We start from the raw sequence: 23,491 nt of genomic DNA, 5'->3' as shown, positions 1-23,491 counted from the left end.
CCCGGCGCGGCACCACGATGCGGGGCCCTCAAGCCATCCTCGCCTCCTCCCAAACGCAACAAGTTTGTTCGCCGAAAGAGGCCGGGCGACAGTTTTGTTGTGTTGGCGCAGCCCCCAGATATATTATCTCACTGTCCGGCATTGACTTTTGCCGGGGCTTGAGATTTGGCACGATTCCGGCTGTAAAGGCAGCGGATGTGACGATGAAACCTTTGTCAGAAATGGAATCGCCGACGGGAGGCGGCGAAGACGAGCAGCGGCGGGCGTTTGGTTCAGAGGATCGTCCGGCCCATCACTGTGGGTTGTTTGGCGTTTACGGCGTGCCGGGCGCCGCGCGGGTGGTTTTGCGCGGGCTGATGGCGTTGCAGCACCGGGGGGAGGAGGGGGCCGGCATTGCGGTGAGCGACGGCCGGATTGTGCGCTCGGTCCGCGCGATGGGCCTGGCGGCAGAAATGGCGGAGCGGCACGCCACGCAGTTGGCGGAGCTCCGCGGGGAGATCGGTATCGGCCATGTTCGGTACTCCACCACCGGCGCCTCGGACCTTCGCAACGTGCAGCCGATCGCGGTGGAGTGCCGCGACGGCGTGTGGGCGATCGCGCATAACGGCAACCTGACCAATGCGGCGGAGCTGCGCTCGCAGCGCCAGGCGCAGGGGGCGATCTTCCAGACCGGCACCGACAGCGAGATCCTTCTCCACATGATCGCGCACCCGCGGTACGCACGCCGCTCCTCGCCGGTGGCCGCGGCGCTGCGGGACCTCAGAGGCGCGTTCTCGTTCCTGTTGTTGCATGGCGACGAGCTGATCGCCGCGCGCGACCGGCACGGGTTCCGGCCGCTGTGTCTCGGGCGGCTCGGTGGCGGGCACGTGATCGCGAGCGAAACGTGCGCGCTGCGGCAGGTCGGCGCAGAGTTCATTCGCGAGATCGAACCGGGCGAACTGCTGCGGATCCGCGGCGGCCGACTGTTGCGGGAGCGGTTTGTTGCCGGAAACGGCCGGCCCGGACAGTGCGTGTTCGAGCACATCTACTTTGCGCGGCCGGACAGTCGTCTGTTTGGCGAAAGTGTTCACGAGGTGCGGGTGCGGTTCGGGCAGCGGCTCGCGCGCGAGCAGCCGGCGCCGGCAGACGTGGTGATCCCCATTCCGGACAGCGGCGTATCGGCCGCCATTGGCTATGCGCGTCAGACGGGCCTGCCGCTCGACTTTGGCTTCATCCGCAATCACTACATCGGCCGCACCTTCATTCAACCCAGCGCCGGAGAACGGACGGATGCGGTGGACCTCAAGCTGGCGATCGTCGAGGACGTGGTCCGCGGACGGCGCGTGGTGGTGGTGGACGACTCGTTGGTGCGCGGCACCACGGTGCGCCGACGCGTGCGCGCACTGCGCGAGGCGGGTGCACTCGAGGTGCACGTGCGCATCGCCTCGCCGCCGGTCCGCTGGCCGTGTCACTTCGGGATTGACTTCCCGACACGCGCGGAGCTGGCCGCCGCCACGCGCGAGCCACAGGAGATCGCCCGGATGATCGGCGCCGACAGTCTGGGCTACCTGAGCCTGGGCGGTCTGCGCGCAGAATTGGCCACGCCGAGCCGGTACTGTGTGGGGTGTTTCACCGGCCGGTATCCCGAACGGGTCCCCTCGCCCACGCCGAAACATGCGTTCGAAGTCTGCGCTGCGGCTGCGCCGGAGGTGACGCGATGAAGCCGGCCGCCGAAGCGGGCCAGCGGGCGGGCCTGTACGCCCCCGAGTTCGAGCACGACGCCTGCGGCGTGGGGATGGTGTGCCGGCTCGACGGACAGCCGTCTCACCAGATCGTTCGGCAGGGCATCGAGGTGCTGGTCAACCTCACCCACCGCGGCGCATGCGGGTGCGATGAGCGGACCGGCGACGGCGCGGGCATTCTGATCCAGTTGCCAGACGGTTTCCTGCGCAAGGTGGCGCCGGGTGGTCGTCCGCTGCCGCCGGCTGGCGCCTACGCGGTCGGCAACGTGTTCCTGCCGCGCGACCCGCAAATGCGCGCCGCCGCGCGCGCGACGCTGGACGCGGCGCTTGTCGAACGGGGCCTCGAACCGCTGGGCTGGCGCCCGGTGCCGGTGCGGGAGGAGGTGCTCGGCCGCGTCGCGCGCGACGTGAAGCCGGAGATCGAACAGGTCTTTGTCGGTTCGGGCGTCGCGGCCGACCGCGAGGAGTTCGAACGGCGGCTATACGTCGCGCGCAAGCTCTTCGAAAACCGCGTCCGCCAGAGCGACTGGCCCGAACGTGGCCGGATCCACGTTTGCAGCCTCTCCTCCCGAACCCTCGTGTACAAAGGGCTGATGCTCGCCGACCAGATGGCCGCGTTCTACCCCGACCTGGACGATCCGGACCTGGTCAGTGCGCTGGCGATCGTGCACCAGCGTTACAGCACCAACACGTTTCCGAGCTGGGATCTGGCGCAGCCGTTCCGCTACCTCTGCCACAACGGCGAAATCAACACGCTGCGGGGAAACATTCACTGGATGGCCGCGCGCGAGGCGGCGATGCGATCGGAGCGGTTCGGCGACGACCTCGCCCGGCTGCGGCCGATCTGCACACCTGGCGCCAGCGATACCGCGACGCTAGACAACGTCGTCGAGCTGCTGGTGCACACCGGCCGGTCCCTCCCTCACGCGCTGATGATGCTGATCCCGGAAGCGTGGGAGCACCACGACGAGATGGACGAGGACCGCCGCGCCTTCTACGAGTATCACGCCGCGCTGATGGAGCCCTGGGACGGCCCGGCCTCGATCGTGTTCACCGACGGCGACCTCGTCGGCGCCGTGCTGGACCGCAATGGGCTACGTCCCTCCCGCTACACCGTCACGCGCGACGGCCGCGTGGTGCTGGCTTCGGAGGTGGGGGTGCTGGACTGCCCACCGGAAACCATCGAGCGGCAGGGCCGGCTGGAGGCGGGTCGGATCTTTCTGGTGGATCTGCGCCGCCACCGCCTGGTGGACGATGAGGAGATCAAGGCCGACGCGATCCGCCGCCGGCCGTGGCGGGCCTGGATCCGCCGCCAGCAGCTGCGGCCCGCGGATCTGCCGGCCGGCGCACCTCCGCCTGCCGAAACCGCACCGCTGACAACCCGGCTGCGCGAGTTCGGATACAGCCGGGAGGACCTGGAGGTTCTCGTCGGCCCGATGGCGGAACGTGGCGAGGAGCCGGTCGGCTCGATGGGCACCGACGTGCCGCTGGCGATTCTCTCCGAGCGGCCGCGGCTGATGTACGACTACTTTCACCAGCTCTTCGCGCAGGTCACCAATCCTCCGCTGGACGCGATCCGCGAGGAGCTGGTCACCTCGCTGACGGTGTACCTCGGCTCGCAGGGGAATCTGTTTGACGAGGAGGAGTCCGCCGCGCGCCAGGTGCGGCTGGATTGGCCAATGCTGGACAGGGAGGAGATGAACCGCATCCGTGCGCTCGACGCGCCGGGGCTGCGCGCCGCGGTGTTGACGGCCCGATGGAACCCGCACGGCGGCGGAGCCGGGCTGGAGGCGGCGCTCTCCGCGCTGGCCGCGGCCGCGGAGACGGAAGTGCGCGACCGAGGCCGAACGATTGTGGTGCTCACGGACCGCGGCTCCGCGCCCGACACCGCGCCGATTCCCATGCTGCTGGCGCTGGGCGCGGTGCACCACCACCTGATCCGCTGCGGCCTGCGGACCCGTTGCGGCATCGTGGTGGACAGCGGCGAACCGCGGGAGGTGCATCACTTCGCCGCGCTGTTCGGTTACGGCGCTGGCGCGATCCACCCCTACCTGGCGCTGGAGCTGGTGGACTGGCTGGTCGCGCGCGGCCGGATTCCGGGCCCGCCAGACGCGGCCCGCGCGCGATACCTGCACGCGGCGGCGAAGGGCGTGCTGAAGACCATGTCGAAAATGGGCATCTCGACGCTCCGCAGCTACTGCGGTGCCCAGCAGTTCGAGGCGGTGGGGCTGGATGCGTCGGTGGTGGAGCGCTGCTTCGCCGGCACGCCGAGTCGCGTCGGCGGTGCGAAGTTCGCGGAGCTCGCCGAGGAGATCGCGCGCCGACATTCCCGTGCCTGGGCGCCGCCGCCGATGGCGGACCCCGCACCGGAGGGCAGCCCCACCGAGCTGGAGCCGGGCGGGATCTACAAGTGGCGGCGCGACGGGGAAGCACACCTGCTGCAGCCGCTGGCGATCGCAAAGTTGCAGCAGGCGGTGCGAGACGGCAACGAGGCCGCGTTCCAGGAGTTCTGCCGTCTGGTGGATGACCAGAGTCGCCGGCTGATGACGCTGCGCGGTCTGATCCGGTTCCGCGAGGACCCCGCACGCGCGGTGCCGTTGGAGGAAGTGGAACCGTGGACCGAGATCACGCGGCGGTTCAAGTCCGGTGCGATGTCCTACGGCTCCATCAGCCAGGAGGCACACGAAACGCTCGCGATTGCGATGAACCGCATCGGCGGGCGCAGCAACTCCGGTGAGGGTGGCGAGGACCCGGAGCGGTTTCATCCGTTGCCGGGCGGTGACTCCCGCTGCAGCGCGATCAAGCAGATCGCGTCGGGGCGGTTCGGCGTCACGATCGAATATCTCGTGAACGCGCGCGAACTGCAGATCAAGATCGCGCAGGGGGCCAAGCCCGGCGAGGGCGGTCAGCTGCCGGCGGAGAAGGTGTATCCGTGGATCGCCAGGGTGCGCCACTCGACGCCCTGGGTGCAGCTGATCTCGCCGCCGCCCCACCACGACATCTATTCGATTGAGGACCTCGCGCAGCTGATTCACGATCTCCGTTGTGCGAACCCCCGCGCGCGCATCACGGTCAAGCTGGTCTCCGAGGTCGGCGTCGGCACCGTCGCGGCGGGCGTCGCGAAGGGCAAGGCGGACGTCGTGCTGATCAGCGGCTACGACGGCGGCACGGGCGCCTCACCGGAATCGTCGCTGAAGCACGCGGGCCTGCCGTGGGAGCTGGGGCTGGCCGAAACCCAGCAGACGCTGGTGCTGAACGGCCTGCGCGACCGGATCGCGGTGGAGTGCGACGGCAAGCTCCTCACCGGCCGCGACGTCGCGATCGCCTGTCTGCTGGGCGCCGAGGAGTTCGGCTTTGCGACCGCTCCGCTGATCGCAATGGGCTGCGTGATGATGCGCGCCTGTCATCGCAACACCTGCCCCGTCGGCATCGCAACGCAGGATCCCGCGCTGCGGCGGAAGTTCGCGGGGCGGCCGGAACATGTCGTGAACTTCTTCCGGTTCGTCGCGGAAGACCTTCGCCGATGGATGGCTCGGCTCGGCTATCGCACCGTGGACGAAATGGTGGGCCAGAGCCACCGGCTGGAGGCTTCCGCCGCCCGTGAACACTGGAAGGCGCATGGCCTAGATCTTTCGCGCATTCTGGAGTTTCCGCCCGCGCCGTTCGGCGGCGAGCGGCACGCGGTGCGGCGCCGCGCCTACGGGCTGGAGGAGTCGCTCGATCACGAGCTGATCCGCCGAGCGGCGCCCGCGCTGCAGTTCGGCCGGCGCTCCCCGGTGGAGATCACGTTGCCGGTCCGCAACGTCCACCGCACGGTCGGCACGCTGCTCAGCGGCGAGATCGCACGCCGGTGGGGCGGCGCGGGGCTGCCCGAGGACACGATCGTCATTCGCGCGCATGGCGTCGCGGGGCAGTCGTTTGGCGCGTTTGGCGCGCCGGGGCTCACCATCCACCTTGAAGGCGTCGCGAACGACTACTTTGGAAAGGGCCTCTCCGGCGCGAAACTGACCGTGCGGCCGCCGCGGGGCGCGCGGTATGTGGCGGAACACAACATCGCGGTCGGCAACGTCTCCCTCTATGGGGCCACCGCAGGCGAGTGCTACGTGCGCGGCCGCGCGGGCGAGCGGTTTGCGGTGCGGAACTCCGGCGCGCTCGCGGTCGTCGAGGGTGTCGGCGACCACGGCTGCGAGTACATGACCGGCGGCGTGGTGGTGGTGATCGGCGAGACCGGCCGGAACTTCGCCGCGGGCATGTCTGGCGGGCTCGCGTTCGTGTACGACCCTGACGGCACGTTCGCGCGGCGCTGCAACACCGGCATGGTCACGCTCGAGCCGCTGGAAGAGGAGGACGACATCCGGCTCGTGCTGCGGCTGCTGCGCCGGCATCTCCTCTACACGGAAAGCCCCGTCGCCGCACGACTACTCAACGCGTGGGCCACGGAACGGCGACGCTGGGTGAAAGTGTTCCCGGACGACTATCGCCGCGCGCTGGAACGGATGGCGCGCGAGACCGCACCGGCGGCCGAGCCCGCACCGGTTGCGGCGGGCTGATCGGAGGCTGTCCATGGGCAAACCCACCGGCTTCATGGAGTATCCGCGGGAGCTGCCCCACAAGCGCCCAGCCGCGGAGCGGATCCGGGACTTCCGCGAGATCCCGGTGCCATGGACCGAAGCGCAGTCCCGCCGCCAGGCCGCGCGCTGCATGGATTGTGGCGTGCCGTTCTGCCACACCGGCTGCCCCCTCGGCAATCTGATTCCCGAGTGGAACGATCTGGTCTGGCGTGGCGAATGGCGGGAAGCGGCCCGCCGGCTCCACGCGACCAACAACTTCCCGGAGTTCACCGGCCGGCTCTGTCCGGCGCCCTGCGAGGAAGCGTGCGTGCTCGGCATCAACGAGCCGCCCGTCACCATCGAGCAGATCGAACACGATATCGCCGAACGCGCGTTCGCAGAAGGATGGGTGCGGCCGGAACCGCCGGTGCGCCGCACCGGCTGCCGTGTCGCGATTGTCGGCTCGGGACCGGCGGGGCTCGCCTGCGCGCAGCAGCTCAATCGCGCCGGCCACGAGGTGACCGTGTTCGAGCGCGCCGACCGCATCGGCGGACTGCTGCGCTACGGCATCCCCGATTTCAAGCTGGAGAAACACATCCTCGATCGGAGGCTGGCACTGCTCGAGGCGGAGGGCATCCGTTTCCGGCCCGGTGTGCACGTCGGCCGGGACTTGCACGCGGAGGAGCTGCGACGCAGCTTCGACGCGATCGTGCTCGCGATCGGCGCCACCCGGCCGCGCGACCTTGCAATCCCGGGGCGCGAGCTCGAGGGGATCTACTTCGCGATGGACTACCTGCCGCAGCAAAACCGGCTGGTCGCCGGCGACGCGCTCTCCGATCCCATTACCGCGCGCGGCCGCCGCGTGATCGTGATCGGCGGCGGTGACACCGGCAGCGACTGCATCGGCACCGCGCTCCGGCAGGGAGCGGTGTCGGTGGTGAACTTCGAACTGCTGCCGCGCCCGCCCGTCGGCCGGCCGCCCCACCAACCCTGGCCGTTCTATCCGATGCGGCTACGCACCAGCACCTCCCACGAGGAGGGCGGCGAACGCCACTTCGCGATCTCCGCGATCGAGTTTCTCGGCGACCGCGGTCGCGTTCGCGCGGTGCGCACCGTGGACGTGCGGTTTGCCGCCTCGCCGGCCACGGCCGGTCCCCCGGCGCTCGAGCCAGTGCCCGGCTCGGAACGGGAGTGGCCCGCCGACCTGGTGATTCTCGCAATGGGCTTCCTCGGACCGGAGACGGATGGCATCGTCGCCCAGCTCGGGCTCGAACTGGACCGCCGTGGCTGCATTCGCACCGACGAACAGTACGCGACCAGTGTTCCCGGCATCTTCGCGGCCGGGGACGGTCGGCGCGGCCAGTCGCTCATCGTGTGGGCGATCGCGGAGGGCCGCGAGTGTGCCCGCGCGGTGGATGCCCACCTGAGCGGCGACACCCGCCTGCCGACGAAGGGCGAGGGCGATCTGCCGCGCGTGTGAACCTCCGCGCCGCCCGCCAGCCATGCCATCTTCTCCCGTTGCGCCACTCCGCCGGCCCGCTATGATGGCCGCATGGACCGCGAACAGGCCCGCCAGCGGCTGGCCGAGCTCCGCCGCCAGATCGCCGAGCATGACTACCGCTACTACGTGCTCGCCCGTCCCACGATCAGCGACGCAGAGTACGACCGGCTCTACGACGAACTGCTCGATCTGGAGCGCCAATTCCCCGAGCTCGTCACGCCCGACTCCCCCTCCCAGCGGGTGGGCGGCGCACCGCTGGATGGCTTCCGCCACGTGCGCCATCTGGTGCCGATGCTCTCGCTCGAAAAGGCGCGCACCGATCATGACCTGCAGCTGTTCGACGCGCGCGTCCGCCGGGCGCTCGGCGACGAGGAGGTCGAATACCACGTCGAGCCGAAGATCGACGGCGTCTCGATCACACTGGTGTACCGCGACGGAGTGCTCGAACTGGCCGCGACCCGCGGTGACGGTGAAACCGGCGACGACATCACCGCCAACGCCCGCACGATCCGAAGTCTGCCGCTGCGTCTGCGCGCCGACCATCCGCCGGCGCTGATTGAAGTCCGCGGCGAAGTCTACATGGATCGTGCCGGCTTCGCGGAGCTGAACCGCCGCCTGCGCGAAAGCGGAGAGGAACCATTCCCGAACGCGCGCAACGCGACGGCCGGCTCGCTGAAGCTGCTCGACCCCCGCCTGGTGGCCGCGCGGCCGCTGCGGACGGTGATGTACGCGGTCGCCCGCTGCGAGGGCCGCGAGTTCGACACCCACTCCGCGGCGCTGGCGTGGTTGCGCGCGGCCGGCCTGCCGACGCCCCAGTTCACCGCGGTTTGCCGCTCGGTCGCGGAGGTGCTCGACCGCTGCCGCGAGCTGCGGGCGCGCGAGGCGGAGCTGCCCTACGACATCGACGGCGCGGTCGTCAAGCTGAACCGTCTCGACCACTGGCGACGACTGGGCCTGAAACCCAAACATCCCGCCTGGGCGATCGCCTACAAGCCGCGCGATTGGGTCGAACAAGCCCGCACACGTCTGCTCGACATCACCGTGCAAGTGGGCCGCAGCGGCGTGCTGACCCCCGTGGCGGAGCTCGAGCCGGTGTTTCTGGATGGCTCCACCGTCAGCCGCGCGACGCTCCACAACGCGGACGAAATCGAGCGCAAGGACATCCGGATCGGCGATGTCGTCGTGGTCGAGAAGGCCGGCATGGTGATTCCCGCGGTCGTCCGCTCGCTTCCCGAGTTGCGCACCGGCGCCGAACGAAGGTTTCAGATGCCCGACCGCTGCCCCGCCTGCGGCGGCCCAGTGGCTCGCGGACGCCTGAGCGGCGGCGAGGGCGAGGAGGTCGCGCTGCGCTGCGAAAACCTCGATTGCCCCGCACAAAAGGCGCGACGGCTCGAGTACTTCTGCCGACGCGCCGGTCTCGATATCGAGGGGATTGGCGGCATCGTGGCCGACCGCCTCATCGAACATGGCCTGGTGGACGATCCGTTGGATCTCTACGAGCTCCAACCCGCCCAACTCGCGCGGCTCAACCTCGGCACGGAGACGGAGCCCCGCGTGTTCGGCGAGAAAAACGCGGAGCGTGTGCTCGCGGCGCTCCTGCGCAGCCGCTCTGCACCGCTGGACCGGTGGCTCACCGCGCTTGGCATCCCCGAGGTGGGCGACGTCACCGCGAGGGAGTTGGCTGCTCGCCATCGCACGCTGGCCGAGATCGCCAATTCACCCTGGCTTCGCGCGATCGTGCGCCGCGATGAGCTGCTGGCGGAGCGGCGCCGGCTGCGCTCCCGTGCGCAGACGCCGGCCGATGCCGCCGAGCGGGACCGCCGGACAGCCCGCGTCCGGGAAATCGACGCGGAGCTCGCGCAACTGGCGGCGCTAATCGGCCCCGGCGGTCGCAGCCCCATCGGACCGGTTCAGGCCGCCTCAGTGCTCCGCTTCTTCGAGTCGCCGAGAGGCCGAACGATTCTCAGCCGACTGGCACAATTGGGTATCGAACCTCGCGGTGCCCCCGCGCCGGAAGCCGGCGCCGCAACCGCACCTGGCGGACCGCTGGACGGTAAAACGTTCGTGCTGACCGGCACACTCGACTCGATGAGCCGTGAGCAGGCAGCCGAGCGAATCCGTGCGCTGGGCGGTACGGTGACCGACTCGGTCAGCCGTCGCACCACCGCGCTGATCGTTGGCCGAGAGCCGGGCGATACAAAACTTCGGCGGGCCACGGAACTCGGCATCCCGACGATGGACGAGGCCGCGTTCCTTCAAATGGTCGGTGTGCCGCCCGCCTCGCGTCCGCAGCCCTCTCAGCGCGAGCTGTTCTAGGTCGTTGACATGCCCGGCCATTGCCTCCTCAAGGGCGGAGGCGCCAGTAACGAATCATTGCGGGGTTGCTCCGCTGCTTGCGCGCGAACCTCGGCAACCCGACGCGAGGGGATTCGGCAAAACTTGTTCGAGCGAAATCCGGTCTTCGGGAAAATCCGGCTCGGCCAATGCCCATCGTCGAGCATACGCCGTTGGCCTGTTCGATCGGAGCAGATCGGCATCCCCACTCTCGGTGGCTCGACACACACATGCGCGCGGGCTGCCCACGAGGGCACAGATGCTTGCCGATCCGCCCACCTTGTGGGCCCATAACAAGGCTTCAATCCACTTCGCCGAGACGGTTCAGCTTGGCGCAGGCGCGGAAGCCTCCCTATCATCGCGGATGTGACGGCCGCACCGACGCCCGAAATCAGCATTGTCATCCCCTGCCTCAACGAGTCGGAGACCGTGGGCGCGGTCGTCCGCACCGCCCGGGAAACGCTCGACCGTCACCACATTGCCGGCGAGGTGATCGTCGCCGACAACGGCAGCGAGGACGGCTCCGCGGAGCTGGCGCTGGCGGCAGGTGCGCGAGTCGTTCGCGTGGCCGAACGCGGCTATGGCGCGGCGCTGATGGCCGGCATCGAGCAATCGCGCGCGCCGTTCATTCTGATGGCCGACGCCGATCAGAGCTACGACCTCACCGAGATTCCCCGTTTTCTTGCCCGACTGCGGGAGGGTTGGGAGCTGGTCCAGGGCTGTCGGCTGCCCGCCGGTGGCGGTCGCATTGAGCGCGGCGCGATGCCGTGGCTGCACCGCCATCTGGGCAATCCGGCGATCTCTGCGCTGGCGCGGCGATGGTTCCAAGTACCGATTCACGACGTCTACTGCGGCATGCGCGCGTTCACGCGGGCTCTGTACGACCGCCTCGAGCTGCGGTGCATCGGCATGGAGTTCGCAACCGAGATGGTGATCAAGGCGGCGATGGCCCGTGCTCGCCTGTGCGAGCTTCCGATCACGTTGTACCCCGACGGCCGCCGCGTGCGGCGGCCGCACCTGAAAACCTTCCGCGACGGATGGCGGACGTTGCGACTGTTTCTGGTGTCCTCGCCGCGGCGGTTGTTCCTCTGTCCAGGGCTCGCACTGATGCTGACTGGAACGGCCCTCGCTGCGCTCGTCTACGGGCGAGTCCAGGTCGGTCGCATTCGCCCGGACGCGCACTCGTTGCTGATCGGATCGTTGCTGGTCATGCTCGGCTACCAGTCCGTGCTGTTCTCGATGATGACGCGGTTATTTGGCATTCAGGAGGGGTTCCTCCCACCCGACCCGATGCTGGAGCGTTGGCTGCGGCGCATCAACCTCGAACGAGGTCTCGCCATCGGCGCCGCGGCCGGATTGATCGGCGTAGTGTTGATTGCGCTCGCCGTCCGCGGCTGGCTGCGGGTCGGTTTCGGCCAACTCGACTACTCCGCAACGATGCGCGTCGTGATCCCCGGCGCGACGCTGATTGCGCTGGGTACGCAGACGCTTTTCAGCGGCGCGTTCGTCAGCATTCTGGGCATGCGCCGGCGGCGGTGAAGGGAGTTGCACCATCCGCGTCGCCGTGGATCTCGGTCGTCATGCCGGTATTCAACGGGGCGCGCCATCTGTCCGCCGCACTCCACTCGCTTGCCCCCGCGGCCGGGGAGCCGATGGAGATCATCGCGGTGGAGGACGGTTCGACGGACGACTCGCCCCGGCTGCTCGACGAGTGGTCGCGCCGGCTGCCGCTGCGCGTGGTGAGCGGGCCCCGCTCGGGCAACTGGGTCGCCGCGACCCAGCGCGGCCTCGAACTGGCGCGGGGAGAGTGGGTGAGCTTCCTGCACCAGGATGACGCGTGGGCGCCTGGGCGCCTTTCGGCGCTGCGGCAGGCGGCCGCTCGCCATTCGGCGGCCGGCTGGATCGTGCATGCGGCGCGCTTCGTGGATGATGCCGGCCGCCCACTGGGCCGCTGGCGCTGCCCGTTCCCGGCGGACCGCCCGCTCTCCGCGCCGGGCTCGCTGCGCCGACTTGCGATGCAGAACCCGATTCCGCTGCCCGGAGTCTGTGCGCGCCGCACGCTGCTCGAACAGGTCGGGCCGATGGATGACACCTTGTGGTATCTCGCCGACTGGGATCTCTGGATCCGGCTCGCGGCCGCGGCACCGATGGTATACCTCGACGCCCCGCTTGCTGATTTCCGCATTCATCCGGCCTCCCAGTCGTCCGTGCGCACCCGCGACGCGGACGACGTGGAGCGGCAGTTCCTTCGGGTTCAGTCCCGTCTCCGAGAGTTGGCGCCCACCTCGGGGGTTTCCGCGGCTTGGCTCGACCGCGTGGCTCCGCTCTCCCGGGCCGCCTATCGGTGTCTGCTGGCGCTGGCGCACCGCCAGAGGGTACCGTGGGCACGCCTGCTGACGACGGCCGCACACGCAGGACCGCTGAATTGTGCGCGATATATCGTCTGGTCACGAGTGTTCGACCGCGCGCTGGCACGGCGACGTGCCCGCGCGACGCCGGCGAGTCACGAAGGGGCGGTATGAAAGTCTCGGTGATCATTCCGGTGTGGAACGCGGAGCGCTGGCTGCCCGAGTTGCTGGCCGCGATCTTGTCCCAGCAACCCGCCCCGCCCGAGGAGGTGATTCTGGTCGACTCGATGTCGCGCGATCGCACGCTGGAGATTGCGCGGCGGTTTGAGCGCGTGCGCACGCTGCCGATCACAAAGTTTCGGCACGGCCGCGCTCGCAACCTCGGCGCCCGCGAGGCCATCGGCGAACTGCTGGTGTTTCTGACGCAGGACGCGCTGCCCGCCAATGGCCGCTGGCTCGATCGATTGATCGCACCGTTCGAGGATCCGACCGTCGCGGCGGCCTATTCGAGGTGGCTGCCCCGCGGCCCGGTGGATCCGGTCGAGGCGTTTCAGATCGCGTTTCACTTTCCGCCCGGCCCGCCGGTCGTGCGCCGTGCGCAGCCGGGCCAACCGTTGGACCTGACCGCGGTCTTCTTTTCCAATGTCAGCTCCGCAGTGCGGCGCTCCGCCTGGCAGGCACATCCGTTCGACGAAAACCTGCTGATGTGCGAGGACCAGCAGCTCTCGCGTGATCTGCTGCGGGAAGGACATGCGATCGTTTACGCGGCCGACTCGATCGTGCTGCATTCCCACCACTACACCCTCTCGCAAACCTTCCGCCGCTATTTCGACAGCGCGTTTGCGCTCCGCCAGGTGTTTGACGGCCACACGCTCGGCGACAGTGTCCGAGCCGGCCGTCGATATCTGAGAATGGAGGCGCGGCACATGTTGCGTCAGTCGGTGCGCTGGTGGCCGTACTACGCCGCATACAACGCGGCACGGGCGCTCGGGACGATCCTCGGCCATCGCGCCGACCGCCTGCCGCGCTCGTGGGTGCGTCGGCTCAGTTACCATCCCGGCTATTGGGTTTGAACACGACCGGCACGTAGAACGATCGGGCCACGGGCCCGTCCTGCGCGGCCGTATCACGCTTGCGGCGATGATCGGCAGCCGGAGGCGCCCGGTTGTCCAGCAAGATGTCACGATGACTGTGCGCCGGCGTCGCAGCCGGGCGGGCACCCGGTCCTTCAATGCGCCAAACCTGGCCCCCATGCCCGGCACAGAAATGCATTCGAAGCCCCGCCCCACGGCTCACCGGCGCGCGAGTGCCGCCCGTCCGTCGTGCCCAGCCAGCGGGGGTCGTCGCGGCGCGGGTAAAACCGCGCTTTCCAACCTCGAAGGACGTCCGTTCCGCAGACGCCGCAGTCCAACCGCGTCCGGAACCTGGATCAGCGGAAGCAAGCCACCGGAGGGGGAGCCGCGCGCCCGGAGAACACTCGCAAAAAAGGCGGCGGGACCGGCACACCACTAGTTCGGCGGTGAGCTGAACTTGGCCAGCTCCCGACGCAGACGGTCAACGGACCACCACTCTGGATGCACAATCACCCGGTAACGCAAACGCCACCGCTGCCCCGGCGCGTACGTTCGGGGACCCGCGAACAGGAATCCCGGACCGGACAGGCCGTACCGCTTCTTGGAATCAAGCCGCAAAAACCACGGTACCGGGGAACCGGGGTTATCGGGATGGTCGAGCATCGCAATCCCCGCCGGCCTTCCGTCTGCGCGCATCTGAAAATCCACCGCGAGCGCTGGTTCACCGTGAATCGCCAGATCAGTTCGGTTGCGATCATCCACCGCGTGCCAGTCCGTCGTGTCCGCAGAGATGCGACAGAGCAGCCCCGCATACCCCCCCGCGGTGCGAGCCGGATTGACCGGCGAGGCCGCCAGCTCGATGGGCATCTCGCCGACGGTGAACTCCGCTTCCCAATCGAGCGCCCAGCTGCCATCGGTCGCTGGCGCCCCGAACTGCAGACGTCGGCGTTCGCTCAGCACCGCCGGGGCACCGACGCCGGGCCGGTAGGCGACCTCCATCGTCACAACCGCGGAAGCGTCCGGTCTGCGCTCAAGCACCACATTGGTCCAAGTGGTACGGCCGGCAGCTAGCCCGCTGGCGCGGTCCTCTTCCCAGTAGTTCACGCCGTTAATGAATTTCCACGAGAACCACAAACCGAGGTGCCACGGGTGGTCCGGCGGTCGAAGCGCCGTCAACGGCGAGCCGCCACCGACGCTCAACGGATGAAGGAACGGCTTGGTCGCGCTGGCGCCGTAGTGAAAGCCCCAGAGCACCGCGCCGCTTCCGATGTCGTACAGCTCGAGCTTTCCCGGCTCCTCTTTCCAGGTCCAGGGGGCAGCGAGCGCCGCGCGGTACAGCGCGGCAGCAAGACAGATTTCAAGAGCGGGCGGCCACGGGCGCATAGTCTTCCTCGGAGGGTTCCTGCACGGTCTGAAGGAGCCGTTCAATCAGTTTCATCGGGGTGATGCCTTCGCTGTCCGCGGTGAAGTTAGTGAAGATGCGATGGCGCAACACCGGCAGCGCGGCGGCGCGCACGTCGCGGCAGCTTACATGGATCCGGCCCTCCAACACCGCTCGCGCTTTTGCCGCCAGCACCAGGTACTGGCAGGCGCGGGGGCCGGCACCGACGGTGACGTATTGGCGGATGAAGTCCGGCGCCCGATCGGAGGTCGGACGAGTCGCCCGCACGAGCCGCACCGCGAACTTCACCACATGCTCCGAGACCGGCACCTTGCGCACGACCTCCTGCAGCTTCAGCACTTCGTCCCGTCCGAGCACCTTCGCGGGCTGCACGGCGCTGGCGATGGTGGTGGTGCGGACGATCTGCTCCTCTTCCTCCTCCGCGGGGTAGTCGACCCAGATGTTGAACATGAAGCGGTCCAGCTGCGCCTCGGGCAGCGGATAGGTGCCCTCCTGTTCGATTGGGTTTTGCGTGGCGAGAACGAAGAACGGTTCCTCCAGCGGATAGGTCCGGTTGCCAACCGTCACGCGATGCTCCTGCATCGCTTCGAGCAGGGCGGCCTGTGTCTTCGGCGGAGTGCGATTGATTTCGTCGGCAAGAAGGATGTTGCAGAACACCGGCCCGGGGACGAAGCGAAACTCCTTCTCGCCGGTCTCGCGGTTGGTGTCGAGCACGTCGGTGCCGGTGATGTCGGTCGGCATCAGGTCGGGTGTGAACTGAATCCGCTTGAACTTGAGGTCGAGCACGTCGGCGATCGTGCGGATCATCAGCGTCTTCGCCATGCCGGGCAGGCCGACCAGCAGCGCGTGCCCCCGAGCGATCATCGCCATCAGGATCTCCTCCAGCACCCGCTGCTGGCCCACAATCACTTTCGCGACCTCGGCCCGAATCGCGGCGGTGCGGCGGCTCATTTCGGAGACCAGGCGCACCTCCTCTTCGGTGGCCGGCGCAGCAGGCGGCGGCTGCCATCGTGGCGCGGCGGGTGGCTCGACCACCACCGGACGCGCGGGCGCGGCACCGGTCTCCGCGCTGAACCGGAAACGGGTCTCGCCGACCGCGATCAGGTCGCCATCGTTCAACGGCCGTTCGGTGACCGGCTCGCCATTGACCTCGGTACCGTTCGCGCTCTCCAGATCGCGGATGACCCACCGCTCCCCGTGCTGCTCGATCCGCGCATGGAGGGTGGACACCGCCAGGTCGTCCGGCAGCCGCAGATCACAGAGGTCACCGCGGCCAATTACGAGCCCGCGCGGCTTCAGCGCATGTGTTTCTCCCGCCCGCGGACCGTTGACAATGATAATGCTGGCCATCTCGTGCTACCTCCGGCTCGGCGGCAACTGGATCTCGCCGAGATCTCGCACTGAATCCATCACGCGGACGCCCTGCAGCACCGGCACGAACGCATGCCGCAGTACGCCCTTCGTCTCGCCGGGCCCGACCTCCTGCCGCAGCAGCTCCCGCGTGCGCACAAGATGCCAGCCGGGTCCGACCTCCTCGAAAAACGCCAGTTTGAGGCTCCGGATCTGGATATCGGTGCGGACGCTGGCGTCCTGCAGCGTAATCGGCCGCGTGCGGACCTCCTGCAACACCGCTGCCGCGCGCCCGCCCCGGCCGCCCACGCCCTCGCAGCGATGGATCACTTTCGTGTCGAAAAACGGCACCGAGCGGTCCACCGTCTCGCGGATCGCCCGTCGGTCGGCCTCGCCGAGCGAGTCGGGGTCCCGGGAGAGCAGCAGCCCTTCCGCAAACCAGTCGTCGAACACCAACATGAGGTCGTAGCGGTCGGTGGGAAGGCCGGCAAATTCGGCGCTGCGAGCGTCCGTCCCGAGACGGCCGAGATAGGCGCGTTCGCGGGAGAGCCCGGGCACCGCGATCGCCGCCCTCAGCGGCGGGGCGGTGGCGGGCAGGCGCAGCACAATTCCGCCGCCCGCAGAGGGATCGGGCGCGGTGTAGAGGCGGGTGGATTGCTTCGTGCCGGTGACCGGCCCCCCCGTCACGAGCGCCGCATCCGCGAGCGCCACCACGGCGGCACGCTGCAGCAGCGGCCAACACCGTTTCATCGCGCCATCTCCCGCCGCCGCGGCCCGCCTCCGCCACCGGCGGAAGAGAACCGCCGCTCGATTTCTTTGGCCAGCTCGTCCAGCTCCGCGCGGCGATCGAGCCGGATCAAGCACTGGCGTTCCATTTCCATCGCGCGTGCCAGCTGGCTGTTCATGTCCACCAGCTGCCGGTACGTCCGCAGAATTCGCAGCGCGCGGGTCGTGTCGCCGACGGCGATCCAAAACGCCGCCTCCGCGAGCGGCTGGTCTCCGTCGAGCCGGCTCAGTGGGAACTCCAGTTCCCACTGGCGCAGCACCGCGTACGCCTCGTCCCAGGCGGCCTGGCGAATCAGATTGTCCACCGTGACCAGGTTTTGCCCCTCGCGGACCGCCGCGGTGCGCCAGTCACCGCCCAGCCGCGCGGCAAGAGAACGGTGCGCATCGGCCTCGCGGCGCACCGTCGCCAGCTGCGCGGCAGTTTTCTGAAGCGCGCGGTAGCGGTCCTGCGCGGCCGCGTACGCGCGGGCAGCCGCGTCACGGTTGAGCGCCAACCGCTCCACGTCGCCAGCGGCGACCGCCACCCGCACCGCCAGCTCACCCTCCAGCGGCAGCGCCGCCGCCTCGCGCGCGAGCGCACGCGCCTCGTCCAGACGGCCAAGGTCGAAGGCAAGCACCCGAACCCGCTCAACCATCCAGTGGATCCGCCGAGCACTGTGGGTCTCCTCGCGCGCCGCCTGCTCCATCCAGCCGAGCGCTGCAACCGCGTTGGTCCGCCGGACCGACTCGACGTACAGATCTTCCACCCTCCAGCGCCGCTCCGGCGGCTGACGCTGCAGATCAGCCCGCGAACGCGTGAGGATCAGTTCGGGCACCCGCGTCGGGGCGTACAGTTCCAGCGCATCGAACAGGGTCGACCACATGTTCGCGGACCAGTCGGCACAGGGACGGCGGTCGGCGGGGCCGGCCAGTAGCCGCGTCTCAAACGCATCGCGGACGAGCTGGCGGTCTTCCGCTTCGTTCATCGAAAGTCGCCGGGGGTACCACGGCAGCTGCACCTCGCGTGACGCGGTGCTCACCGCGCGGCCGCGTGACACTCGCAGCGTCACCTTGTGCGGCTCCTCGTCCTCCCAGAACCACAGCGGCGCGGCCAGCGCAACCGTTGAGCGGCCGTCGAACGTCCATTCGACCGCAAGGTCGGCCGGCAGCGGAGCGGGCGCCACGGCACGGAAACGGAAGATGTTCAGGGGCTTCTCGGCAGTCCAGACATACGCGGCGGGTTCAGCCTCCCAAAGCGCCAAGGGCGTGCCGTCACGGAGGGTGCCCTCCAGCAGGCGCGCGGCACCGGAACGCAGCCATGCGCCCGCCGGAATGGTCACCGGCAGCGCCGCGTCAGAGGCACCCGGCGCCCGCCAGCAGAGGTGTGCCTCCTGAGGACCGTCGATTTCGTAGTGCAGATATTCGATCGAGTGGAGGCCGCGGTCCAGGTGCACCCACTCGCCGTACTCACCCTTTGCGCTTTCGCGGCGGACGTGACGGCCGGATACCTTGATGATCGACCGGCCGTTCAGGCGAACCTCGCAGGCCTCGTCAAACACACTGCACAGCTGATAGCGGCCCGGCGTCTGGATATCGAGCCAGCCGGTGTACCACGACACGTAGTGATCGTCCGGTCCGAGTCGGTTCTCGGCCTGCCCCAGAATCGGTACCACCGCCATCCGCGAGCGCCGGCCGGCCGGCGTCTCGCGGCCGATCGCCTCCGCGTCGTTGAGGGTCGGCGACGCGCCCGCGGCAGCGGTGTACATCAGCAACGAGGGTTTGAGATGCCGCACCGCCGCAGAAAAGCTCTCCGCCTTCGGCACGGACTGCAAATAGAGCTCCACGGGGCCCGCCGCATCCGTGGGCGCCTCGAACACGATGCCCAGTCCCTCGCGGGGGTTGTGCCAGATCACGCCGGCGCCGAGCGGACGGCCGTTTCGATCCCGGGCGTCCACGCGCACCGCCGGCGCCGGCAGCACCCCGCCATCGGGGATGATCGCCACCACGCCCGCCTCGGGCTTGGAAGGCGGTTGGACAATTTCGACCCGTACCCGATGCGTCGCCGCGCTGACGACCCACCCGCTCGGCGCGGCAGCGTTCGTGGTCAGCAGCTTCGCCATCAACATCGAGGCTACGACGATCGGCCGCCGCACAGGGCGGTGACGCTGCACACGGCGGTCGGTCACGGGGTCCCCTCACTCAGCGAACGAAAGTACTCTGCAACAAGGTCGCGATAGGCCGGCGGCGCAGCATCGGCCGCGGTCGCCTCGTCCGCGCCCATCGGCGGCGGCGCGGCCGCCGGCTGCGGCACGGGCGTGTACAGACCACCGTCCAGTTCTGCGCGCGTGCGGGCCAGGGCTTCGACCGCCCGGCGTTGAAACTCCCGGACTTCGCGGATTGGCGCCCCACGCCGCAATGCGTCTTCCGCCTGCTGCATCGCACGCACCGCGTCTTCGAGCGAACCGGTGCGAACGTGCGCGAGCGAGGCCTTCGCATACAACGCTTCGGCCTGCCGGCGCAGCATCGCCTGCAGCCCCAGCTCGGAACGCGCAGAGGTCTTCGCGTCCTCCCGACGACCGGTGCCGGCCATGCCCAACCGATCGCTATAGCCGGAACCCTTGCCGCCGCCGGTCGCTTTCGCCTCCGCATGGCCCTCCTCCTGCACCTGGCCCGACTGCGGCGAGTCCTGCGTGCGCCGGGCCTCGATGTTCCTGTCCCCCTCGTGAATCTTGCCCGAGCCGGCCACCGTCTCACCATCCGACATGCCCTGCCGGCCCACGATGGAGCGGCCATCCTGGTCCTTGTGGTCGGGCCGCTCGTTGCCGGATTTCCCCTTCGCGCTGAAGTTCGCAAACTCGCCCTCCGCGATGCCCCAGCCGGCGGGCATGTCCGCGGAACCTTGGTTCGTCGCCGAATCGTCGGCGCGACTCATGATGTCTTCTTCCTGCTCCAGCAGATCGCCGATAATGTCCTCGATCTCGCTCGCGAGGGGAATGACCGGAATCTGGGGCAGTTCCTGCTGGTCGAAGTTCTCGGTGTTGCGCTTCACCGCGTCAGGTTGCGAGACCAGCCACATCTCCATGTCGTCGAGCCGTTCGGTGGCGGTCTCGAGCGCTTCGAGAATCCAATCCTCCTTTTGCAACCCCAGCTCGGTCGCGGCGGTAGACTCGGAGCCGGGCACCTGAGCAACTTCCTCATAAATTTGGTACACGTCGGCGACCAGATCGTTGCCGACCGGCAGTTCCGGAAAGATGTGGAGGTCCGTCGCGATTTTCAGCAAAGCTTCCGCCATGTTCGTCTTCAGTTCGCCGAGCTCCTCGAGGAACTCCTCCATATCGCGGTCGGCGCGATCTTTCTGCTGTTCGGTCTGCCGAATCGCCTCGACCACTTTCCCCTGCACTTCCGCGAGCCGTTTCATCGCCTCTCGCGCGGACTCGACCACCTCGCGCAGCGCGGTTTCCCGCTGCTGCGCCTCCGTCGCGCGCCACTGGTTGAGCAGGGCCTGGAACTCACGAAGATGCGCCAACGCCTGTTCCTGCAGCGGGAGCGCGGCGCTCGGTGTGCCAGACTCGAGGTGTCCGGCCGCGGCCAGCATGGTGCGTGCGACCTGCCGGCGCTCGCATTCGTCCGCCACCTGCGCCACGCGCCGCGCAAACTCCGCCTCGATCTTGGCAAGTTCGGTGGCCTCCCGCCGCGCCGCCCCCACAAACTCCACAGTGTCCTCCGCGAGGCGGTCCTGCCGCGTCACCAGCGCGCGCGGCGGCGGGGCGGTGGTCAGCCCGCGCGTTGCGGCCAGCACCTCACCCTGCGCCTGCACCAGCCCGTCCAGCATGGTCAGCAGACCAGTCGCGGCGCGGTGTGCGGCGACCCGCTCCGCACCCTGTTCGGCGGCGGTCAATGCGCGCAGAATCGCGCTCTGAACCGCGACCGCCCGCGCGGCGAGTCGCGGCCGCTCCGCGTCCGCCGCTCGCGGCACCCGCGCGGCCAGCCCGATCGCCTCGCGCATCGGCCCCGCGTGAAGATCGCGCACGATCGCCGCCATCGCGCCGAGCGGTCGCGACGGATCCGCCAGCAGTGACTCTGCGATCTGGAAAATCTCCCGCTGCACCGCCTCCACTTTTGCCCAGCCCGACGCTTCCGGGCCAGACGCATTCGCGAGCGCGCGGCTGGTTTCGAGATTGCCCCGCTGCAGCTCTACGATCCGGCCGAGGGACGCCGCTACGGCGGAGGCGCGCTGCAAGCTCTCCGCGACGGTGCCGGTGGGCACAAAGAACGCGTCGAACACAATCGGCGCAGAGACGCTGCGCGGACGATCCCCTGCGAGCGGATGGGTGTCCCACGCCGCAATCCGATACACCAGTGGCCGGCCCGGCTCGGGGCGGGGGGCATCGTCCGGTGTCCAGCTCTGCTCGAACTCGGGCGCGCCCGAGCCGTTCCACTGCGCGACCACACGAGCAGGCGCGGCCGTCTCCGCAGCGGTCAGTTGTTCCAGCTGAACCCGCGCCACACCGCTGTCGTCATGAACGCGGAACTGAATGCGCGGCCGGGCGCCGGCATCCAACCGCACGCGGCCGGCGGGCGCGATCAACTCAATCACCGGAGGCGGGTCGGGCTGAATGTCCACCTGCACGGTCGTGGTGGCGCGGAACCCGTCGGAGTCCCGAATCGCGACGGTGATCGGTCCCCCCGCTGGCATCGAACCGGCCCAGCGGCGCCCGCCGGCCTGCACCTCCATCGAGTTGGTCGCCAGCGGCCCGACCAGCTCCGCAGCGGCCATCGGGCGGTTCGCCTCCGCGCTGACCACCAGCGTTGCACCCTCCGGCGCAATGACACGTTCCGCGAGTGCGTTCCACTCCCGCGGTTCCATTCGCCGCCAGGCGGGCGGCTCGACCCGCACGGCCAGCCGCATCAACGCGGGGGGCGGCAGCGCGACGATGCGATGGGCCGGCGTCACCGCATCGCCGGCAAGAAAACGGTAGGCAAGGTCGGCGGTCACTCTCGGAATGAGGTGTTCGAACGCCGCTTCGCCGGTCGCCGGTACGCGTCCCACCTCGATCCGGCGCCGACGGTCATCGGCCGGCGAGAGATCGAGACGAACCGGAACGCCGGCGCGCCCGCGCACCCGCACGGCCAGACGCAGCGGTTCCCCAACCAACGCCCGTGCGTCGCCGGGCGACACCTCGAGGATCGTCGCCAGCGTCGCCGCGGGGCGATCCGCCCAGGGGCTCAGCACGCGGAGCGCTGCGTTCACCCAGGCGGCCCCGCCCCACCAGCGTCCCGCTCCCATCACCGCCAGTGCCAGCGCGAGCGCTCCGACCGCGGCACGGAATTCAGTGGGATCACCCAGCCGTCGCGGCGGGATGCGATGCAACGCGGGCGGCGGCTCGCGAAGGTAGGCGAAAATCATCGCATCCGGACTGTCGAGCCGCGCCAACTGGACCCGGTTGATGAGTCGATTGTCCAGCTCGGGGCAGGCGCGCTCGATCCGCGCGGCGATCGCGTCGGGCACCAGCGGCGCGCCGAGACGCCGCACCACCGCCGCGACGCCGGCAGCCCCGACCGCGGCGACCACCGCAAAACCGCCCCAGCGGCCGGCCGGGCCGTAGCGCAACCAGAGATCGCCGGCCGCCAGCAGCGCCAACGCCGTCGCCGTCCCGCCGATCACCATCGCGCCCAGCCGGGTCGCCGCCCGCGCACGCATCCGTCGGCCCAACCACAGCAACTCTCGCACGGTGTCGGACGCAGGGCTCATCACCGTCGCGCTCCTCCGCCCCGCACTGGACCCAGAGGTTCCAGAACGACGTCATCGACGAAAAGATCGCCCTCCCGTCCGCCGATCGCGACCACGTGCACGATGACAAACCGAATCGTGTTGTAGATGTCGCCCTGCAGATCCGACCTCAATTCGCCCGGGATTTCCATGCTCGCCGTGGACCATGCCCGACCGACGCCGCCCATGTCCCCCGCCTTTTGCGGCCCGAAGTAGAGCTGCACGAACTTGTAGCACTTGCGCAGTTCTGAAAAGTCGGGACGTTCATGCGGCCGGATACCGGGCTTCCACCGATAACCTTCCAGAAGGATCCGGCAGTCCGGGCCGGTGGAACGTGCTGCAGCGGAGAACCGGTAGCGCACGGCCGGGTCGAAGGGGATCGGCTCGCTGTCCGCCCGCACCCCTTGATTGATCGCGAGGTCGCGTGTTTTGACGTGGAGCCGGAGCACATTTCGCCGCCCCGCATCCTCCGAGATCACCGACACCAGCTGGCGGTTTTCGGCATACCAGCTTTCTCCGGGCAGATCATAGTGAGTGCGCCATCCTTTCAGCGGCTCGCCCGGCGCGTCAAAACTGCCGTTGAATACCAGGTTCGTGCGCGCGAACGTGGCAACCGCCGTCAATCCGAGGATGGCGGGCATCCATCGCACAAGGCCGCTCACATTCTGCGCCTCCTT

General features: G+C 69.1%; 13 protein-coding genes and 1 pseudogene. 7 read left to right on the top strand and 7 right to left on the bottom strand.

Translation table 11 applies throughout. The features are described from left to right. Nucleotides 1–203 precede the first annotated feature (203 nt). The 7 genes from purF (at nucleotide 204) to N2652_09875 (ending at nucleotide 13,527) form a co-directional block, all read left to right on the top strand. Nucleotides 204–1,700 (top strand): amidophosphoribosyltransferase, encoded by a 1,497-nt coding sequence (gene purF, locus N2652_09905; GenBank protein MCX7819499.1) that lies wholly within the window; start codon nucleotides 204–206, stop codon nucleotides 1,698–1,700. Then, nucleotides 1,697–6,271: a glutamate synthase large subunit gene (gene gltB / locus N2652_09900; GenBank protein ID MCX7819498.1), complete on the top strand. Its 4,575-nt coding sequence runs from the start codon at nucleotides 1,697–1,699 to the stop codon at nucleotides 6,269–6,271. The genes purF and gltB overlap by 4 nt, the downstream gene beginning before the upstream one ends. Before the next feature lie 13 nt (nucleotides 6,272–6,284). Next, nucleotides 6,285–7,751 carry a glutamate synthase subunit beta gene (locus N2652_09895; GenBank protein MCX7819497.1) on the top strand — a complete coding sequence of 489 codons (1,467 nt, stop codon included), beginning with the start codon at nucleotides 6,285–6,287 and terminating at the stop codon, nucleotides 7,749–7,751. A gap of 72 nt (nucleotides 7,752–7,823) precedes the next feature. Beyond that, nucleotides 7,824–10,088, top strand: a complete 2,265-nt coding sequence (gene ligA, locus N2652_09890) for an NAD-dependent DNA ligase LigA (GenBank protein ID MCX7819496.1) — start codon at nucleotides 7,824–7,826, stop codon at nucleotides 10,086–10,088. 384 nt (nucleotides 10,089–10,472) lie between these two features. Further along, nucleotides 10,473–11,645, top strand: coding sequence for a glycosyltransferase family 2 protein (locus N2652_09885; protein ID MCX7819495.1), 1,173 nt, complete (start codon nucleotides 10,473–10,475; stop codon nucleotides 11,643–11,645). Between the two features lie 41 nt (nucleotides 11,646–11,686). Further along, a complete protein-coding gene (locus N2652_09880) occupies nucleotides 11,687–12,628 on the top strand; it encodes a glycosyltransferase (GenBank protein ID MCX7819494.1) in 942 nt (313 codons plus the stop codon). Beyond that, nucleotides 12,625–13,527, top strand: a complete 903-nt coding sequence (locus N2652_09875; GenBank protein MCX7819493.1) for a glycosyltransferase — start codon at nucleotides 12,625–12,627, stop codon at nucleotides 13,525–13,527. Before N2652_09880 ends, N2652_09875 begins: the two co-directional genes overlap by 4 nt. A gap of 435 nt (nucleotides 13,528–13,962) precedes the next feature. Here N2652_09875 and N2652_09870 read toward each other — a convergent pair whose 3' ends face one another. The 7 genes and pseudogenes from N2652_09870 to N2652_09840 all read right to left on the bottom strand — a co-directional run bounded on the left by N2652_09870 (nucleotide 13,963) and on the right by N2652_09840 (nucleotide 23,476). Continuing rightward, nucleotides 13,963–14,910, bottom strand: coding sequence for a PmoA family protein (locus N2652_09870; protein ID MCX7819492.1), 948 nt, complete (start codon nucleotides 14,908–14,910; stop codon nucleotides 13,963–13,965). Then, entirely contained in the window at nucleotides 14,885–15,880 is a 996-nt protein-coding gene (locus tag N2652_09865; GenBank protein ID MCX7819491.1) for a MoxR family ATPase, read from the bottom strand. Before N2652_09865 ends, N2652_09870 begins: the two co-directional genes overlap by 26 nt. A gap of 123 nt (nucleotides 15,881–16,003) precedes the next feature. Then, nucleotides 16,004–16,279, bottom strand: a pseudogene (locus N2652_09860) (FHA domain-containing protein). A gap of 6 nt (nucleotides 16,280–16,285) precedes the next feature. After that, the gene (locus N2652_09855; protein ID MCX7819490.1) at nucleotides 16,286–17,029 is read right to left on the bottom strand and encodes a hypothetical protein; all 744 of its coding nucleotides are present in this window, start codon (nucleotides 17,027–17,029) and stop codon (nucleotides 16,286–16,288) included. Next, nucleotides 17,026–19,230, bottom strand: a complete 2,205-nt coding sequence (locus N2652_09850; GenBank protein MCX7819489.1) for a hypothetical protein — start codon at nucleotides 19,228–19,230, stop codon at nucleotides 17,026–17,028. Before N2652_09850 ends, N2652_09855 begins: the two co-directional genes overlap by 4 nt. After that, nucleotides 19,227–22,796: a hypothetical protein gene (locus tag N2652_09845; protein MCX7819488.1), complete on the bottom strand. Its 3,570-nt coding sequence runs from the start codon at nucleotides 22,794–22,796 to the stop codon at nucleotides 19,227–19,229. The genes N2652_09850 and N2652_09845 overlap by 4 nt, the downstream gene beginning before the upstream one ends. Then, a complete protein-coding gene (locus N2652_09840) occupies nucleotides 22,796–23,476 on the bottom strand; it encodes a hypothetical protein (protein ID MCX7819487.1) in 681 nt (226 codons plus the stop codon). The genes N2652_09845 and N2652_09840 overlap by 1 nt, the downstream gene beginning before the upstream one ends. Nucleotides 23,477–23,491: the final 15 nt, after the last annotated feature.

This window comes from Kiritimatiellia bacterium (assembly GCA_026417735.1).
GTDB lineage: Bacteria > Verrucomicrobiota > Kiritimatiellia > PWTM01 > PWTM01 > CAACVY01.
The sequence above is the reverse complement of the archived record's forward strand: the minus strand, read 5'-3'. Positions and strand labels throughout refer to the sequence as shown.